The sequence below is a fragment of the Actinoplanes sp. NPDC051343 genome, from assembly GCF_044455125.1.
GTDB lineage: Bacteria > Actinomycetota > Actinomycetes > Mycobacteriales > Micromonosporaceae > Actinoplanes.
This window is the reverse complement of record NZ_JBITEL010000010.1, coordinates 88,248-103,792: the sequence shown is the minus strand read 5'-3', so window position 1 is coordinate 103,792 and position 15,545 is coordinate 88,248. Positions and strand designations below refer to the sequence as shown.

Sequence of the window (15,545 nt, the reverse complement as noted above, 5' to 3'; positions counted from 1 at the left end):
CCCGCAGACCATGGACCTGCGGGCGGCGTACGAGGTGCGGGCGGTCAGTCGCGGTCGGCGGATCCCGGCTTGGCGTCCGGGTGCTGCCGCTGGAAGCTCTCCGCCGGGTCGTCCAGAAGTTCCCGCACGATCGACGCGTGCATCTCGGGCGGCAGGTCGCCCGGGGTCCCGACCGGCTTGGGCGCCTCGGTGGTGGTGGTCGCGGTCACGTGCACCGGCTCGGGGGCCTGGCGGCCCGAGCGGATCGCCCCGAACAGCCCGATCACGCCGAAGAGGATCAGTGCGCCGGCGATCAGCCAACCGACGGCCGGCAGGTGGACGTTGACCACGCGCGAGACCGCCCACCAGAGCGCGACCAGCAGGAAGATCACGCCGAAGCTCAGCGAGACGCCGTCGGTGCGGTGCGGCTTCATCGGGCCACCTCCAGGTTTCCGGTGTCCATCTGCAGGTCGAGCTTGAGCGTGCCGCCGCCGGCGCCGTCCGGGCCCTGGTCGGAGATCGTGGTGTCGACGTTGTGGTCGTTGAGCTCCTGGCCCAGGATCACCGCTCGGCCGTTGTCGAGGTGCACCGTGGCGGTGGTGTCGACGTTCGGCGGCAGCAGGACCTTGAGCTGGCCGAACCGCATGGTCGCGGTGACCGTCTGCTGCTGGCCGGTGAAGTTCACGTCGCGCAGGTCGAGCGTCGCGTTGCCGGCCGTGAAGTCGTAGCGGTCGGCCACTGCGGCCAGGGTGCCCGGGCGGTAGACGCTGTTGCCGATCTGGCTGCCGTACCGCTCGGCGCTGCTGGTGACGCCCAGGCCGATCGAGAGGAGCACGGCCAGGAAGATCAGCCCGCGGGCCCGGCCCAGCCAGGCACCGAGGATCAGGCCGAGCGCGACGGTGACCAGGGCGGCCGCGAAGTACGCCGAGATCGCGATGTGGGCTCCGGCGTTGTCGAGCACCGCCATCAGACCGATGACGACCACGACCGCGAAGAAGGTCAGCCGGCCGAGCTTGGAACGCTCCCGGGGCGGCTTCGGCGGGCGCGGCGGCTGCTGCGGTGGCCGCGGTGGCTCGTAGGACTGCTGTCCGCTCGGGCCCCACGGTCCGTGCGGCGCGAACGGCGGCCGGTAGCCCTCGGCCGGTGGGGCCGACGAGTAACCGGGTGTGGCCGGCGGCTCGGGGATCAGGGGAGCGGTCACCGGTTCCGCGGTCGCCGTGCTCGCGGCCGGCGCAGTGAACTGCGGCGCGGCGAACGACGGCGCGGTGAACCGGGCCGTCTCAGATGTCGGACCCGCAGGCGGCGGAACCGGGCCCGGGCCCGCGGCCGCCGGAAACGTCGCGGCTTCCGGGGACGAGGACGAGCCGCTCCGCTTGATCAGCAGAACCGCACCCAGGATGACGGCGGCGGCCAGCACGGCCGCCCGGGCGCCGTCGTGCACGATGAACGCGAACGAGAGCACCGCGGCGGCACCGAGCACGACCACCGAGAGCGGCGCCATGCCCGAACGGCCCTTGCCGAGCAGCGACTCGACCGGCGAGGCGGTGTCGCCCTCGGCCGGGATGATCAGCCACCCGATCAGGTAGAGAAGGACGCCGGCCCCGCTGAGGATGCCCAGCACGGCGAGCAGCACGCGCCAGAGGACCGGGTCGGTGTTGGTGGCCCGGGCCAGCGCGGCGCAGACGCCGGCGACGTATCGGCCCTGGCGGGGCCGCACCAGCTTGTCGCGGGAGAACCCGGGGCCGCCGAGGTTGGTCATCCACGGCGGCATGTTGTTGGCGCCGGGCGGCGGAGGGGGCGGAGGCGTGGCGTCACCGGCCGGTGGCGCATCGGCCGACGGGGCACCCGTCGGTGGGGTATCGGCCGGTGGGGTATCGGCCGGTGGCGCGTCGGCCTCCGGGATGCCGCCGGCGGGGGGAGTCCAGGCCGGCGGCACGTCGGCTGCCGGCATCTCCGTCGGCATCTCCGTCGGCGTCTCCGCCGTCGGCATCTCCGCGGTGGGCTCGACCCGGGTCGCTTCGGCCTGGGTCGCTTCGGCCTGGGTCGCTTCGCCCTGGGTCGCTTCGGCCTGGGTCGCCCCGGTTTGTGCCGCCTCGGTCTTGATCGCCTCGGTCGGGAGCGCCTCGGTGGGTGTGTCGGAGTCGGGCGTGGCGGGGACCGAAGGCGCCGGTGCGTCCTGCGACGGACCGGACGGGCCCCGCGATTCGGCAGCTTCGTCGTTCATGACATCGATCCTGGCCGCGACGGCACCCGAGTTGCTTCCGGCGCCGACCCTGAGGCCACCCTGAGATCCTCGGCTACCGATCCTCGGGGAAGTTCCCCGTGGCCCAGCGCCCCCATACGTGTGACGATCGGTGTATCCGACCGAGGAGGAGCCATCACCGCCGCCGCCCACCCGCCTGTCCGCCGGCTGTACCGGCCGCGTGACCACCGGATCATCGCCGGGGTCGCCGCCGGGCTGGCCGAGCATCTGGGTCTTCCCGTGCTGGCGGTGCGCATCGCTCTCGTCGTCCTCCTCGGTTTCTCCGGTCTCGGCCTGCTGCTCTATGCCGCGTTCTGGGCCGTGCTCCCGCAGCAACAGCTGACGGGTGCCGAGGCACCTCGCCGCCGCGAGCTCGGCATGCTGCTGCCGTTCGCGGCCATCGGCCTCGGGGTGATTCTCCTGCAGGCGCTGGTCTTCCGCGACAACGTGGCGGGGACCGTCGGCTGGCTGATCGCCGTGATCGCGGTCGGCGCCGGCATCATCTGGCATCAGTCCGACCCCACCCGGCGGGGTCAGCTCGGCGCCGGTCGGCTGCCCCAGGCGCCCTGGCTGGCCGCCGTGGTGGCCGAGAGCGACCGCCGCGCGTTCCTGCTGCGCTTCGTCGGCGGCGGCGTGCTGGTCGCGACCGGCATCATCGGCGTGGTCGCGGTCTACACCCCGACCACCAACTTCACCGACGTGATCAACGGCGTGATCTTCGCGCTGGTCGGGCTCGTCGGTGTCGGCGTGGTCGCGGCGCCGCTGCTCTGGCGCATGTTCAACCAGCTGCGGACCGAGCGCGAGGGTCGCATCCGGGAGCAGGAGCGGGCCGAGGTGGCCGCCATGATCCACGACCAGGTGCTGCACACGCTGGCGCTGATCCAGCGCAACTCGGCCGACATCAAAGAGGTGCAGCGGCTGGCCCGGGGCCAGGAGCGCAGCCTGCGCAACTGGCTCTACAAGCCCACCGCGTCGCCGACCGAGCGCTTCGCGGCCGCCCTCGAGCAGGCCGCGGCCGAGGTCGAGGACACCTACGCGATCAGCGTCGAGACCGTGGTGGTCGGCGACACCCCGTGCGACGAGGGGGTCGCCGCCCTGGTCGCGGCCGCCCGGGAGGCGCTCGTCAACGCGGCCCGGCACGCCAAGGTGCAGACCGTCTCGCTCTACGCGGAGGTCGAGGCCGACGAGCTGAGCGTGTTCGTGCGCGACCGCGGCGCCGGCTTCGACATCAACGGCGTGGAAGAATCACGCCACGGCGTCCGAGGGTCGATCATCGGGCGCATGAAGCGACACGGCGGGCGAGCCGAGATCCGGAGCACGCCGGGCGAGGGCACCGAGGTCCGCCTCACGCTCCCGGCCACCCGAGACAGTGTGACGAGCGGGAAGGAGACCGCACGATGACCGAACCCATGGGTGCGACCGACGGCGGGCGGCTCAAGGTCTTCCTGGTCGACGACCACGCGATGTTCCGCGCGGGAGTGCGAGCTGAGCTGGGTGCACATGTCGACGTGATCGGCGAGGCCAGCTCGGTCGCCGAGGCAGTCAGCAAGATCGGCGCGCTGGAGCCCGACGTGGTGCTGCTCGACGTGCACATGCCCGACGGCGGCGGCCGCGCGGTGCTCGACGCGATGCGCCGCAGCCACCCGCACATCCGCTTCCTCGCCCTCTCGGTGTCGGACGCGGCCGAGGACGTGATCGGCCTCATCCGGGCCGGCGCCCGGGGCTACGTGACCAAGACGATCTCGCCCGACGAGCTGGCCGCCGCGATCAGGCGGGTGGCCGACGGCGACGCCGTGTTCAGCCCGCGGCTGGCCGGCTTCGTGCTCGACGCGTTCGCCTCCCGGCCCGACGTGCCGGTCGCCGACCCCGAGCTCGACCAGCTCACCAACCGCGAGCGTGAAGTGCTTCGCCTGCTCGCGCGGGGTTACGCCTACAAGGAGATCGCCAAGGAGCTGTACATCTCGATCAAGACGGTCGAGACCCACGTCTCCAACGTGCTGCGCAAGCTGCAGATGAGCAACCGCTACGAATTGTCACGGTGGGCGGCGGATCGGCGGCTTGTCTGACCTCGATCGACGCGGTCGTCACGCCCTGTCCGTGATCCGTTCCGCTCCGTCGACATTTCCGAGCTGGGCCAGATTTCCGCAGGTCAAGGCGGACATGAGCGTCTAACCAAGACGGCCCGTGGTGGGTTACCCTGCCCCGGTCTGGCTAGTATCGGCTTGGTAACGGGGCTCGGGGCTGCCCGTCTCTCTGTGTCACAGTGGCAGCTGCTCGCACACCCCCCTGTGAGCCCCAAGAGGAGGCAACCTTCCCATGCTCGGGAAACGCCCGTGGAAGATGGCGGTCGGCGTGGCCGCCATCGCTCTGTTGGCCGCCGGCTGTAGCAGTGGTTCGTCGGACGACACCGAGGCCCTGCCCAACAGCGTCGTTATCGGCGTCGGTGAGCCGGAGCACCTTCTCCCCACCGACACGACCGAGGCCAACGGCTCCGAGGTTCTCGCCTCGCTCTACTACCCGCTGGTCAAGTTCGACTCGAAGAACGAGCCCCAGCTGGTGGCCGCCGAGTCGATCACGCCGGACAAGACCAACAAGACCTGGACGATCAAGCTGAAGCCGGACTTCACGTTCAGCAACGGCGAGCCGGTCACGGCCGACAACTACATCAGCGCGTGGAACTACGGTGCCTACGGGCCCAACGGCCAGCTTGCGGGTTACTACTTCGCCCGCATCCAGGGCTACGCCGCGATGCAGCCGGTCGACCCGGACGGCGACGGTCCCGAGAAGGCGAAGGCGCCTACCGCGACCAAGCTCAGCGGCCTGCAGAAGGTCAACGACCTGACGTTCAAGGTCGTTCTCTCCGAGCCGTTCGCGGGCTGGGAGGCGGTCATGGGCTACGACTGCTTCTACCCGCTGCCCAAGGCCGCGTTCTCCAGCCCGGGCGTGATCGCCAAGGGCTTCGAGGACGCGCCGATCGGCAACGGGCCCTTCAAGATGAAGGGCAAGTGGGAGCACGACCAGCAGATCCAGGTCGAGAAGGTGGCCGACTTCAAGGGCCAGGTGCCCAAGGTCGACGCGATCACCTGGCGCATCTACCAGGACCTCGGCGCGGAGTACGCCGACCTGGTCGCCGGCAACGTCGACGTGCAGACCCAGATCCCGGTGGAAAACCTCTCCGCCGCCTCGGCCGACCTGGGCACCCGCTTCCAGAAGAGCCCCAACTCGCTGTTCCAGTTCATCGGGTTCCCGCTCAAAGACCCCCAGTTCAAAGATCCGCGCGTCCGCCGGGCGATCTCGATGGCGCTCAACCGGCAGGAGATGACCGACCAGCTCTCGCTCGGCTCGCAGTCGCCGGCGACGTCGTTCGTCTCCCCGGTGGTCGACGGTTACCGCCCCGACTCCTGCGGCGAGAACTGCCTGTACAACCCGACCAAGGCCAAGCAGCTCTACCAGCAGGCCAACGGGCCCCGGACGATCACGGTGACGTACAACACCGACGGTGGCTACAAGCCGTGGATCGACGCCATGTGCAACCAGATCAAGGCGTCGCTGGGCATCAACTGCGTCGGTCACGCCGAGGCGAAGCTGCCCGACGTGCTCAAGAAGGTCGAGGCCGGGGAGAGCGTCGGCCTGATCCGGCTGGCCTGGGTCATGGACTACCCGCTGATGGAGGACTACCTCACGCCGCTCTACTCGACCGGCGGCTCGTCGAACTACTACGGCTACAGCAACTCGTCGTTCGACAGCCTGATCAAGGAGGGCTCGGAGGCCAAGACTCCGGCCGGCGCGGTGAAGAAGTGGCAGGAGGCCGAGGACATCCTGGCCGAGGACATGCCGGTGATCCCGCTCCGCTTCGGGGAGAACGTGTTCGGCTACTCCGAGAAGGTCACGAACGTAACGGTCGACCTGTTCCAGAAGGTGGACATCTACAACATCGAAGTAGCCGACTAATCTGACCGCTCGAACGGTGGTGGCGCCACGGGGCACGTGAAACCGTGGCGCCACTTCATGTTTGACCACCCTCGTGTGTTCCGTCGTGCCCACAAGGCGCGGCGAGCTTGATGCGGAAGAGGCAACACCGAAGATGTTCCGCTACGTCGTGCGGCGCCTGCTGCTGATGGTTCTGACCTTCTTCGGCGCGACCTTCGTGGTCTACGCGCTGGTGTTCCTCAACGCTGACGACCCGATCCAGGCCCTGGTCGGCGATCGTCCGGTCACCGCCACCCAGCGGCTCGTGCTGACCGAGCGCTACCACCTGAACGACAGCTTCCTGCAGCAGTACTGGTACTACGCGAAGGGGCTCCTGACCGGCGACTTCGGTACGTCGCTGACCGGTCGTTCCATCAAGGACATGCTGGCCGACGCGTGGCCGCTGACCATGCGGCTGGCGGTGATGGCGATCGTGTTCGCGGCGATCATCGCGATCGGGGCGGGCGTGGTCTCCGGCGTGCGGCGGGGCGGCATCTTCGACAACGCAACCCTGCTGTTCACGCTGGTGCTGCTGTCGCTGCCGATCGTGGTGCTGGCGCCGCTCGCTCAGCTGATCTTCGGCATCAAGCTCGGCTGGTTCGCGCCGACGGCCGGAAAGAACGCGACCTTCATGCAACTGCTGCTGCCGGCGTTCGTACTGGCCAGCACGGTCGTGGCGGCCGAACTCCGGGTCAGTCGGGCGTCGGTGTCGGAAAACTTGCGCGCCGACTACGTGCGTACGGCCCGCGCGAAGGGCTTGTCCCGAGCGCGAGTCATCGGTGTTCATGTCCTGCGCAACTCGCTGATCCCGGTGATCACGCTGATCGGGGTCGACGTCGGGGTGCTGATGTCGGGCGCGATCGTGACCGAGAAGGTCTTCAACATCCCCGGGGTCGGTTTCAACCTGTGGCGCGGCCTGCGCACCGAGGACGGGCCGGTGGTGGTCGGTTTCGTCAGCGTCCTGGTGATCGTGTTCCTGGTGCTCAACCTCATCGTCGACCTGCTCTACGCCGTGCTGGACCCGAGGATCCGCTATGAGTGACATCAACCTGGTCACCGCCGCCGAGGCATCCGGCCAGGCGACCGACCCCCGCCGCACCGACCGGCCGGGCCGATCTGCCAAAACCAGGACTGCGGCAAGAGGGCCCCGCAGCCTGGCCGCCGACGCGTGGTTCGACCTGCGGCGCAACAAGATCTTTTGGCTTGCCGGGGTGCTCGTCGCGCTGGTCCTGCTGATGGCGATCTGGCCGTCGCTGTTCACCTCCGCCGACCCGAACCAGTGCATCCTCGGCCGGGCTCACCACGGCGCCGACGAGAAGGCGCTGCTCGGCTACGACTTCCAGGGTTGCAACGTGTACGCCCGGACCGTCTACGGCGCCCGCGACTCGATCGTCGTCGGCGTCTTCGCCACCCTGATGTCGGGCGTGCTCGGCCTGCTGTTCGGTCTCGCCGCCGGCTACTACGGCCGCTGGGTCGACGCGATCCTCTCCCGCTTCATCGACATCGTGCTCGGCATCCCGTTCCTGCTCGCCGCGATCGTGCTGACCCGCCGCCTGGAGGGCCCGAACTCGACCGGCCTGCTCGCGGTGACCGTGACCCTGGGCGTGCTCGGCTGGACCGCGGCGGCCCGGGTGATGCGCTCGTCGGTGATCTCGGCCAAGGGCCAGGACTACGTCCTGGCCGCGCGCATGCTCGGCGCCGGGCCGGCCCGCATCATGTTCCGGCACATCCTGCCCAACGCGGTGGCGCCGTTCATCGTGGTGCTGACCATCCTGCTCGGCATCAACATCGCCAGCGAGGCGACCCTGTCGTACCTCGGGGTCGGGTTGCAGGGCGACGCGATCAGCTGGGGCACGGCGATCTCCGACGAGGGGGCGTACGTCCGCATCCACCCCGGGCCGCTGGTCTGGCCGTCGGTGTTCCTGGGCGTGACCGTGCTCGCCTTCATCATGCTCGGCGACGCCATCCGCGACGCCTTCGATCCGAAGCTGCGGTGAACCGATGACCGATATCCAGGCCGAGATGGACGTGCTGCCCGGCGTCGACCCGAACGCGCCGCTGCTGCAGGTCGACGACCTGCACGTCGAGTTCCGCACCCGCGACGGCGTGGCCAAGGCGGTCAACGGCGCCAGCTTCTGGGTGCGGCCGGGGGAGACCCTGGCCGTGCTCGGCGAGTCGGGGTGCGGCAAGTCGGTGACCGCGCAGGCGATCATGGGCATCCTCGACACCCCGCCGGCCGTGGTGACCGGCGGCAAGGTGCTCTATCGCGGCGTCGACCTGCTGCAGCTTTCCGAGCGGGAGCGTCGCAAGGTCCGGGCCAACCGGATCGCGATGATCTTCCAGGACGCGCTCTCCGCGCTCAACCCGGTCTATTCGGTCGGTTTCCAGGTCGCTGAGCTGTTCCGCAAGCACCGGGGGATGTCACGCACCGACGCCAAGCGCCGGGCGATCGGCCTGCTCGACCAGGTCCGCATCCCGGGCGCGCGCAGCCGCATCAACGACTACCCGCACCAGTTCTCGGGCGGCATGCGGCAGCGCGTCATGATCGCGATGGCGCTCGCTCTCGACCCCGAGCTGCTGATCGCCGACGAACCCACCACCGCGCTCGACGTGACCGTGCAGGCGCAGATCATGAGCCTGCTGGCCGAGCTGCAGCGCGAGCGCAACATGGGCCTGATGCTGATCACCCACGACATGGGCGTGGTGGCCGACGTCGCCGACCGAATCTCGATCATGTATGCCGGGCGGATCGTCGAGGAGGCGCCGGTCTACGACATCTACGGCCGGCCCGCCCACCCGTACACGAAGGCGCTGCTCGAGTCGATCCCCCGGCTCGACCGCAAGGGTTCCCAGCTCAACGCCATCGGCGGGTTGCCGCCTGCCCTCACCGACATCCCGCGCGGGTGTCCTTTCCACCCGCGTTGCGCGTACGCCCGGGACGTGTGCGCGCAGGATCCGCCACCACCCGCGTACCGGATCGGCGACTACCGCATGGCGCGTTGCCACTTCATCCGGGAGGTGCTCGGTGTCTGACGTCGTGCTCGAGACGCGGGAGCTGGCCAAACACTTCCCCTCGCGCAAGGGCGCCGTACGCGCGGTGGACGGCGTCGACCTCCAGCTGCGGCGCGGCGAGACGCTCGGCATCGTCGGCGAATCCGGGTGCGGCAAGTCGACGCTGGCCAAGCTGCTGGTCGGACTGGAACGGCCGACCGGCGGCTCGATCGTGGTGCGCGGGCACGACATGGCGACCCTGCGCGGTGCCGACATGCGACGGTCGCGGCGGCACATTCAGATGGTGCTGCAGGACCCGTACACCTCGCTCAACCCGCGGATGACCGTGGGCGACATCATCGGCGAGCCGTACGAGATCCACCCGGACGTCGTGCCGCGCGCGCAGCGGGCCCGGGTCGTGCAGGAGCTGCTCGACGTGGTCGGGCTCAACCCCGACCACATCAACCGCTACCCTCACCAGTTCTCCGGCGGCCAGCGGCAACGCATCGGCATCGCCCGTGCGCTCGCCCTCAAACCCGAGATCATCGTCTGCGACGAGCCGGTATCGGCGCTCGACGTCTCGATCCAGGCCCAGGTGATCAACCTGCTGGGGCAGTTGCAGCGCGAGTTCGGGCTGTCCTACATCTTCATCGCGCACGACCTGTCGGTCGTGCGGCACATCTCCGACCGGGTCGCCGTCATGTACCTCGGGAAGATCGTCGAGCTCGGCTCGGACCAGGCGATCTACGAGCAGCCGACCCATCCGTACACTCAGGCGCTGCTCTCCGCCGTACCGGTGCCGGACCCGCGCCTGCGCGGGCGGCGTGACCAGATCGTCCTGGAGGGTGACGTGCCGTCGCCCGCCGATCCACCGACCGGCTGCCGGTTTCGCACCCGGTGCTGGAAGGCGCAGAGTGTCTGCGCGCAGCACGAGCCGCAGCTGGAGATGCGGCAGCGGTCACCGCATCCCAGTGCGTGTCACTTCGCCGAGGTCCGCAACGTGATCCGGCGTTATTGACGGGATCAGAGCGGGCCGCGGCCGGCGCGGAGGATCATCTGCGCGACCTGGATGCCGTCGGCGCCCAGCGCCGAACGGAAACGCTCGAAGATCGCCTGTTCGCGGGAGAGCACCAGGCGGGTGCCGCCGCTCGCCATTCGCGTGCGGCCGACCTGCTGCGAGAGGCGGGCCCGCTCCAGCCAGAGGTCGATGATGGCCTGATCGATCTCGTCGATCCGTTCCCGCATGGCCTTGATCTCGTGGGCGGCCAGAACCTCGCCGGCACCGGTGTTCTCGGTGTCGGGCACGACGTCGGCGCTCATGTGCTGCTCCTCGGGTGCTTGCGCCCCGGTCATCCCGGCCCGGGCAGCATCAGGCCCCGGGCTGGGAAGCCCGGGGCCTGATGGAAGTCGCTCGTTCAGACGCGTCCCACGGCGGCCGGGTTTCCGGTGCCGTAGAAATAAAATCGCGCCCGCTGGATCACGAGCCGAGTATGCCCCCGGCAAACTGGCGTTCGCAAGGAAACCGCCCGAACCGTGGGACAGGTCAGGAGTGCTGCTTCATCCAGGTCATGCAGCCCTTGTCGACGGTCTTGAATGGCGCGCCGAACGCGATCCGCGAGGCGTCGTCGATGTCTTCCTGGACGCGCAGCTTGAGCCGCACGAAGTTCATCGTCCGGGCCTCGCCGTACTTCGTGGCCAGGCACTCCACGGCGAAGTGGCCGAGGCCGTAGAACCGGGCCACCGCGCGGTCGGACGCGTCGTCCTTGAGCGGGCTCTCGACCATCGACCGGGGCGGCTTGCTGCCGTGCAGCGCGTCGCGTACGTCCGGGAAGTTCCAGTCCTGGCGGGTGTGCTGGGGAAGCCATCCGATGTAGTCGGCGACGCCCTCCATCAGCCACAGGTCGGGGTCGTCGGTCGAGGTGAGGTTGCTCAGCGTGGCGACGTGGGCCATCTCGTGCTGCAGCACGACCTTGAGCTCCGCACGGTCGTCCTTCAGCTTCGGCATGTGCAGCACGACGTCGCTGCCGGCCGAGCCGGTAGGGATCGTGTACGCCACCGCGTAGCTCGCGTCGTTACCGCCGTACCAGGTCTTCCAGGCCTTGTCGGTCGCCAGGAACACGCGGTAGCGCAACTGCGGATTGCCCACCATGGCGGCGAACCGGTCGTCGGTGCGTGCGGCCTTGTCGGCGATCGTGAGCACGGTCTTCAGCTGGCCGGACAGCGACTTGGGTGCGCCGACGGTGACCCGGGACCCCTGGGCGTAGACCATGTCGCCCGCCTCCCAGGGGTAGGGCTGCAGCTGGGTCCGGTAGCTGCCCTTGCCGACCTTGCTGATCACCCAGCGGCCGTTGAACTCCTTGAGCGTCAGCTTCTCGGGGATGTGCGACGGGCCGTTGTCGCTGCCGGGGACCAGGGACGGGCAGTCCTTCTGGCTCAGGCAGAAGATCATTTCGTTGTTGAGTTCGACCGGGCCGTCGGACTTGCCGCCGGTCGAGCTCTGGTACGAGAACTGGGTGACGTGCAGCGCCTGGAAACTCGAGTAGAGCTGCGCGAAGTGCTTGCGCAGGGCCGGCTGCTTCGGGTCGACGGCGGCCAGCCAGCCGCTGCGGTCGTGCCGGGTGAGGGCGGTCGCCTGGTCGGCGAGGGCCTTGACCGCCAGCTCGTAGGGACTGGGCGGGGTGGTCGGGGTGGCGGCCGCGGCGGGCGCGGCACCGAGGCCGCTCGCGGGGGTCTTGGAGCCGAACGGCAGGACGACGATCGCGGCCGCGGCGGCGGCGATCGCGACGACCGCGAGCACGGCGACCCACCACCAGCGGCGGCGTGGCACGGGCGGCGCGCTGAGAAGAACGTCGTGGTCCGGCCGTCGTTGCGCGGGGATCGCGGGAGCCGACCAATCGGACTTGTCGGACTCCTCGACATCGGACGCATCCGCGGAAACGGCTGTCTCCGGGTCAGAACCGGATGAATCGAACATCGTGCGGCCCCCGCTGAACACATGTGAGAGAGGCGCTGATTGAAGCAGATCCAAGCCGGGAGCGGCGAGGCGGATTCGGTTTCTTGTCGGGGGGTCGGCCTAGACTTGCTCCCGCGATGCGAGCTTCCTCAGAACCCCCCGCCGCCACCCTGTTCTCCATGCCTCCCGTGCGAGAGCCCGGTGACGCTCCTCCCCGCCCACCGAAGAACCGGCTTGATCCCGAGTCGCTCCTGGTCGGGCTCAACGGCCCTCAGCGGGACGCGGTCACCCATGCGGGCTCGCCGCTGCTGATCGTGGCCGGTGCCGGCTCGGGCAAGACCCGGGTGCTGACCCACCGGATCGCCTATCTGCTGGCCGAGCGCGACGTGCACCCCGGCCAGATCATCGCGATCACCTTCACCAACAAGGCGGCCGGCGAGATGAAGGAGCGGGTCGCCCACCTGGTCGGCCCGCGCGCCCGGCTGATGTGGGTGTCGACCTTCCACTCGGCCTGCGTACGCATCCTGCGGGCCGAGCACGATCACGCCGGGCTCAAAAGCACCTTCTCGATCTACGACGCCGACGACTCGCGCCGCCTCATGCAGATGGTCGGCCGCGAGCTCGACCTCGACCCCAAGCGCTACACGCCGCGCGGCCTCGCCGCCCAGGTCTCCAACCTGAAAAACGAGCTGGTCGGGCCCGAGGAGTTCAAGGAGAAGGCCAAGGGCCCGCAGGAGCGCGCCGTCGCCGAGGCGTACGAGCTCTATCAACGACGTCTGCGTGAGGCCCACGCCCTCGACTTCGACGACATCATCATGGCGACCGTGCACCTGTTCCAGTCGCACCCGCTCGTCGCCGAGGCCTATCGTCGCCGCTTCCGGCACGTCCTCGTTGATGAATACCAGGACACCAACCACGCGCAATACCAGCTGATCAAGGAGCTGATCGGCGTCGACAACCCCGGTGAGCTGTGCGTGGTGGGCGACGCCGACCAGTCGATCTACGCGTTCCGCGGGGCGACCATCCGCAACATCCTCGAGTTCGAGCGCGACTACCCCAACGCCCGCACGATCCTGCTCGAGCAGAACTACCGGTCCACCCAGACCATCCTGTCGGCCGCCAACGCGGTGATCGACCGCAACACCTCGCGCAAGCCCAAGCGGCTCTGGAGCGACCAGGGCGCGGGCGAGCAGATCGTCGGCTACGTCGCCGACACCGAGCACGCCGAGGCCGACTGGGTGGCCCGCGAGATCGACCGGCTGCACGACCGGGAGGACATCCGCCCCGGTGACGTAGCCGTCTTCTACCGCACCAACGCGCAGTCCCGTGTCTTCGAAGAGGTGTTCATCCGGGTCGGCCTGCCCTACAAGGTCGTCGGCGGCGTCCGTTTCTACGAGCGCAAAGAGGTACGCGACGCACTCGGCTACCTGCGCGCGGTGGTCAACGACGACGACACGGTCAGCATCCGGCGCGTGCTCAACACGCCCAAGCGGGGCATCGGCGACCGGGCCGAGGCGTGCATCGAAGCACTGTCCTCACGCGACCGCATCTCGTTCGGGCAGGCGCTGCGGCACGCGAAGGACGCTCCGGGCATCGCCGCCCGGTCGGCCAACAGCATCACCGAGTTCGTGCAGATGCTCGACGAGCTGCGTGAGCTGGCCCAGACCGCGCCGCCCGAAGAGGTGCTCGAGGCGGTCCTCCAGCGCAGTGGCCTGCTCACCGAGCTCGAGGAGAGCCTCGACCCGCAGGACCAGGGCCGGGTCGAAAACCTGCAGGAGCTCGTCAGCGTCGCCCGCGAATACACCGAGCGGGTCGAGGCGCAGGCCGAGGAGGACAGCCCGCAGGCGGCCACCCTGGCCGGCTTCCTCGAGCAGGTCGCGCTGGTCGCCGACGCCGACCAGCTGCCCGACGACGACCCCGACAATCAGGGCGTGGTCACGCTGATGACCCTGCACACCGCCAAAGGCCTCGAGTTCCCGGTGGTGTTCCTGACCGGACTCGAAGACGGGGTCTTCCCGCACATGCGGGCGCTCGGCGACAACTCGGAGCTCGAAGAGGAACGTCGTCTGGCCTATGTGGGCATCACCCGCGCCCGCCAGCGGCTCTATCTGTCCCGCGCGGTCACCCGCGGCGCCTGGGGCCAGCCGCAGTACAACCCGCCGTCGCGCTTCACCGACGAACTGCCACCCGAGCTGATCCGCTGGGAGCGCACGGCCGGCAACTACACGTCGTGGTCGGGCACCGGCGGCGGCGTGGGCGGCCGGTCAGGCGGCGACCGGGGACGCGGCGGCGGCTTCGCCGGCGGCACGCCCAAGGCCCAACAGCTGGCGAGCCGGCTCGGCATCGACGGCAGCAAGCTCGCCACGGCGAGCGATCTGCCGCAGGCGCCGAAGGTCGCGGTCGGCGATCGGATCAACCACCAGAGGTACGGCCTGGGCCGCGTGCAGGCGGTCGAAGGCCACGGCCCGGGCGCCCGCGCCCAGATCGACTTCGGCGACCAGGTGATGTGGCTGATCCTCCGGCACGCCCCGATCGAGAAGATCTAGCTCAGCGGCACGCAGCCGGAAATGTCGACGCCGTGGTGGTGCATCCACGCGGTCGGCTCGATCGGGTTCTGGTAGTAGCCCTGGTGCACCTCGAAATGCAGGTGCGGGCCGGTGGAGTGCCCGGTCGAGCCCTCGTTGCCGATCTGCTCGCCGGCCGCCACCCGCTGCCCGACCGACACCGTGATGGCCGACAGGTGGCCGTAGTGGGTGAGAAAGCCGTTGCCGTGGTCGATCAGCACGGCGTTGCCGTAGCCCTCGGCGACACCGGCCCGCACCACGACGCCCGCGCCGGCGGCCACGATCGGGGTGCCGTCGGGGGCGGCCAGGTCGACGCCCGCGTGCAGGCGGCCCCAGCGCTCACCGAAGCACGAGGTGACGACGGCGGTCGGGTTGGGGTCGACCCAGGCGGGGGGTGCCTTACGGGTCGTCACGGCGGGCTGGGGGCGTTCTTTCTTCCGGGCAGCGACCGCCGAGGCGACCCCGACGGTGATTTCGGCAGGCCGCGCCTTGCCGGCCAGCAGCTCCGTGCCGCCCACGCCCGACGCGGACGGGCTCAGCGCGGCGGAGGCCGCGGGGGAGCCGGTAGCGGGTGAGCTGAGGGCTGCGGAGGCGCTCGGGGCATCCTGGGCGGGCGAATGGTGGGAGGCGTTTGCCGCGGCCGCGCTGCCCAGGGCTACGCCGGCCGCCAGGGAAGCGCCCAGGGCGGTGCCCAGCAGCGTGGCGGGCGAGGCGAGGGGCTTGCGCCGGCGGCGGTGACGGCCGGCAGATCCGTACGGCACGCAGGTGACCCTTCCCAGGCGGAAACTACCGACATCTGCCTGTCGGCCCGCGCGTACGGAAGGCTGAGTGAGGAAAGTCGTGCCTC

General features: G+C 69.7%; 13 protein-coding genes. 8 read left to right on the top strand and 5 right to left on the bottom strand.

Annotation, left to right across the window (positions count from 1 at the left end; genetic code table 11):
- Positions 1-44: 44 nt before the first annotated feature.
- Together ACIA5C_RS30575 and ACIA5C_RS30570 are read right to left on the bottom strand one after the other, a co-directional pair.
- A complete protein-coding gene (locus ACIA5C_RS30575) occupies positions 45-413 on the bottom strand; it encodes a hypothetical protein (RefSeq protein ID WP_396060852.1) in 369 nt (122 codons plus the stop codon).
- Positions 410-2,203 carry a PspC domain-containing protein gene (locus ACIA5C_RS30570; protein ID WP_396060849.1) on the bottom strand — a complete coding sequence of 598 codons (1,794 nt, stop codon included), beginning with the start codon at positions 2,201-2,203 and terminating at the stop codon, positions 410-412. The genes ACIA5C_RS30575 and ACIA5C_RS30570 overlap by 4 nt, the downstream gene beginning before the upstream one ends.
- Positions 2,204-2,356: 153 nt before the next feature.
- Here ACIA5C_RS30570 and ACIA5C_RS30565 point away from each other — a divergent pair, with 153 nt between their 5' ends.
- The 7 genes from ACIA5C_RS30565 to ACIA5C_RS30535 all read left to right on the top strand — a co-directional run bounded on the left by ACIA5C_RS30565 (position 2,357) and on the right by ACIA5C_RS30535 (position 10,199).
- Positions 2,357-3,622 carry a PspC domain-containing protein gene (locus ACIA5C_RS30565; protein WP_396061573.1) on the top strand — a complete coding sequence of 422 codons (1,266 nt, stop codon included), beginning with the start codon at positions 2,357-2,359 and terminating at the stop codon, positions 3,620-3,622.
- Positions 3,619-4,287 (top strand): response regulator, encoded by a 669-nt coding sequence (locus ACIA5C_RS30560; RefSeq protein WP_396060846.1) that lies wholly within the window; start codon positions 3,619-3,621, stop codon positions 4,285-4,287. The genes ACIA5C_RS30565 and ACIA5C_RS30560 overlap by 4 nt, the downstream gene beginning before the upstream one ends.
- Before the next feature lie 250 nt (positions 4,288-4,537).
- The gene (locus ACIA5C_RS30555) at positions 4,538-6,172 is read left to right on the top strand and encodes an ABC transporter substrate-binding protein (RefSeq protein WP_396060844.1); all 1,635 of its coding nucleotides are present in this window, start codon (positions 4,538-4,540) and stop codon (positions 6,170-6,172) included.
- A 133-nt stretch (positions 6,173-6,305) separates the two neighbouring features.
- Entirely contained in the window at positions 6,306-7,232 is a 927-nt protein-coding gene (locus ACIA5C_RS30550) for an ABC transporter permease (protein WP_396061570.1), read from the top strand.
- Positions 7,225-8,187, top strand: coding sequence for an ABC transporter permease (locus ACIA5C_RS30545; protein ID WP_396060841.1), 963 nt, complete (start codon positions 7,225-7,227; stop codon positions 8,185-8,187). The genes ACIA5C_RS30550 and ACIA5C_RS30545 overlap by 8 nt, the downstream gene beginning before the upstream one ends.
- Positions 8,188-8,191: 4 nt before the next feature.
- The gene (locus tag ACIA5C_RS30540) at positions 8,192-9,223 is read left to right on the top strand and encodes an ABC transporter ATP-binding protein (RefSeq protein ID WP_396060838.1); all 1,032 of its coding nucleotides are present in this window, start codon (positions 8,192-8,194) and stop codon (positions 9,221-9,223) included.
- The gene (locus ACIA5C_RS30535) at positions 9,216-10,199 is read left to right on the top strand and encodes an ABC transporter ATP-binding protein (RefSeq protein ID WP_396060834.1); all 984 of its coding nucleotides are present in this window, start codon (positions 9,216-9,218) and stop codon (positions 10,197-10,199) included. The genes ACIA5C_RS30540 and ACIA5C_RS30535 overlap by 8 nt, the downstream gene beginning before the upstream one ends.
- Positions 10,200-10,204: 5 nt before the next feature.
- Here the strand turns inward: ACIA5C_RS30535 and ACIA5C_RS30530 are convergent, their stop codons facing one another.
- Positions 10,205-10,501 carry a chorismate mutase gene (locus ACIA5C_RS30530; RefSeq protein ID WP_396060832.1) on the bottom strand — a complete coding sequence of 99 codons (297 nt, stop codon included), beginning with the start codon at positions 10,499-10,501 and terminating at the stop codon, positions 10,205-10,207.
- Positions 10,502-10,724: 223 nt separating this feature from the next.
- The gene (locus ACIA5C_RS30525; RefSeq protein ID WP_396060829.1) at positions 10,725-12,008 is read right to left on the bottom strand and encodes a hypothetical protein; all 1,284 of its coding nucleotides are present in this window, start codon (positions 12,006-12,008) and stop codon (positions 10,725-10,727) included.
- Between the two features lie 305 nt (positions 12,009-12,313).
- Here ACIA5C_RS30525 and pcrA point away from each other — a divergent pair, with 305 nt between their 5' ends.
- Positions 12,314-14,680, top strand: a complete 2,367-nt coding sequence (gene pcrA / locus ACIA5C_RS30520) for a DNA helicase PcrA (RefSeq protein WP_396060826.1) — start codon at positions 12,314-12,316, stop codon at positions 14,678-14,680.
- Here pcrA and ACIA5C_RS30515 read toward each other — a convergent pair.
- Complete coding sequence (locus tag ACIA5C_RS30515) at positions 14,677-15,459, bottom strand: M23 family metallopeptidase (RefSeq protein ID WP_396060824.1); 783 nt, start codon at positions 15,457-15,459, stop codon at positions 14,677-14,679. The two genes, pcrA and ACIA5C_RS30515, sit on opposite strands and share 4 nt — an antisense overlap.
- Between the last annotated feature and the right edge of the window lie 86 nt (positions 15,460-15,545).

Coding starts and splice junctions, on each gene's coding strand:
- ACIA5C_RS30545 (WP_396060841.1), top strand. CDS start 7,225: ATGAGTGACATCAACCTGGTCACCGCCGCCGAGGCATCCGGCCAGGCG.
- ACIA5C_RS30530 (WP_396060832.1), bottom strand. CDS start 10,501: ATGAGCGCCGACGTCGTGCCCGACACCGAGAACACCGGTGCCGGCGAG.
- pcrA (WP_396060826.1), top strand. CDS start 12,314: ATGCCTCCCGTGCGAGAGCCCGGTGACGCTCCTCCCCGCCCACCGAAG.
- ACIA5C_RS30550 (WP_396061570.1), top strand. CDS start 6,306: ATGTTCCGCTACGTCGTGCGGCGCCTGCTGCTGATGGTTCTGACCTTC.
- ACIA5C_RS30540 (WP_396060838.1), top strand. CDS start 8,192: ATGACCGATATCCAGGCCGAGATGGACGTGCTGCCCGGCGTCGACCCG.
- ACIA5C_RS30575 (WP_396060852.1), bottom strand. CDS start 413: ATGAAGCCGCACCGCACCGACGGCGTCTCGCTGAGCTTCGGCGTGATC.
- ACIA5C_RS30555 (WP_396060844.1), top strand. CDS start 4,538: ATGCTCGGGAAACGCCCGTGGAAGATGGCGGTCGGCGTGGCCGCCATC.
- ACIA5C_RS30570 (WP_396060849.1), bottom strand. CDS start 2,203: ATGAACGACGAAGCTGCCGAATCGCGGGGCCCGTCCGGTCCGTCGCAG.
- ACIA5C_RS30560 (WP_396060846.1), top strand. CDS start 3,619: ATGACCGAACCCATGGGTGCGACCGACGGCGGGCGGCTCAAGGTCTTC.